At 73.4% G+C, this 1,589-nt stretch carries 2 protein-coding genes; both read left to right on the top strand.

Annotated features, from left to right (window positions below):
* Positions 1-1,143 (top strand): ANL family adenylate-forming protein (locus H5J29_RS32060; RefSeq protein ID WP_181784662.1); only part of this gene is annotated, 1,143 nt, incomplete at its 5' end.
* Between the two features lie 139 nt (positions 1,144-1,282).
* On the top strand, positions 1,283-1,589 hold a 307-nt coding region (locus H5J29_RS32055; protein ID WP_181784661.1), incomplete at its 3' end, for an AMP-binding protein.

Below are 1,589 nucleotides of genomic sequence, written 5' to 3'. Positions count from 1 at the left end.
GACACCGCCGGGGCGGGCGAGAGCGCGGAGGCCGACGAGCCCGTCCTCGTCGACCCCGACTCCGCGGCGGTGATCATCTACACGAGCGGGACCACGTCGGCGCCGAAGGGCGTCGTGCTGCGGCACAGCAACCTGGTCTCCTACGTGCTGGGGACGGTGGAGTACGCGGCCGCGGAGGCCGGGGACGCGGCGCTGATGAGCGTCCCGCCATACCACATCGCCGCGGTGTCCAACGCGCTCACGAACCTCTACGCGGGCCGTCGCGTCATCGTGCTCGAGGCCTTCTCTCCGCGGCAGTGGGTCGAGCTGGTGCGCGGGCAGGGCGTCACGAACGCCATGGTCGTGCCCACGATGCTCGCCCGGATCGTCGACGAGCCGGGTCTGGACCGGTCGGTGCCGACGCTGCGGTCGCTCGCCTACGGCGGTGCGGCGATGCCGCGCCGGGTCGTCGAGCGGGCCCTCGCGGAGTGGCCGCACGTGGACTTCGTGAACGCCTACGGCCTCACCGAGACCTCCTCGACGATCACCGTCCTGGGTCCCGACGAGCACCGCCAGGCGCTGACCAGCGCGGACGAGGTCGTACGGGCGCGGCTGTCGTCGGCCGGGCGCGCCGTGCCCGGCATCGAGATCGAGGTGCGGGCCGACGACGGCACACCGATCGGACCCGGCGCGTCCGGCCACATCTGGGTCCGGGGCGAGCAGGTGTCGGGGGAGTACGCGGGCAAGGGCTCCGTCGTCGACCCCGACGGCTGGTTCTACACCCGCGACCACGGCAGGCTCGACGCCGAGGGCTACCTCTTCATCGAGGGCCGGGTGGACGACACCATCATCCGCGGCGCCGAGAACATCGCCCCGGCCGAGATCGAGGACGTCCTGCTGCGCCATCCCGACGTCGCCGACGCGGTCGTCGTCGGGGTGCCGGACGACGAGTGGGGCCAGCGGATCGAGGCGGTCGTGGTGCCCCGGCAGGGCGTCGACCCGGAGGGGTTCGACACCGAGGCGCTGCGGGCTGAGGTCCGTCGGACCCTGCGCGGCTCGAAGACTCCGGACCGGATCGTGTGCTGGGCGGAGATCCCGCGTACGCCCACCGGCAAGCTCGTGCGCCGCGACGTGGTGACGGGGCTCGTCCCGACCGAGGCCTGAGCCGAGTGGGTCCGCGTTCCCGCACCCGTTTCGTCCGGTGAGAGTCGCGCCATGCCGACAACGAGCTAATTCAGTGTACTCTGTAGGAGATCAAGGCCCGTCCGGCGGAACGCCGCGGGCCCGACGGACGGGAGTGGCCGTGGGCATCAGTGCACGCCTCGCGCAGCTGCTGGCGGAGGCGCCCGACGAGGCCGAGGTCATCGAGACCGGGTCCGGCGCCGAGGCCGCGTGGTGGACGTGGGGGAACCTGCGGGCCGTGGCGCGAGCCGTCGAGGAGACCCTGGAGGCTGCGGGCCTCGCCGGCCCGGGGACCCGGGTCGGCGTCGTGCTGGAGAACCGACCGGAGCACGTCGGCCTGCTGGCCGCGATCCTGGCCGGTGAGCGCTGCGTGGTGACCCTCAGCCCGCTGCAGCCCGCGGCCCGGCTGTCCGCGGACATCGCCCGCA

It is taken from the genome of Pseudonocardia pini (assembly GCF_013870575.1).
GTDB lineage: Bacteria > Actinomycetota > Actinomycetes > Mycobacteriales > Pseudonocardiaceae > Pseudonocardia > Pseudonocardia pini.
This window is presented reverse-complemented; position numbering and strand designations above follow the sequence as displayed.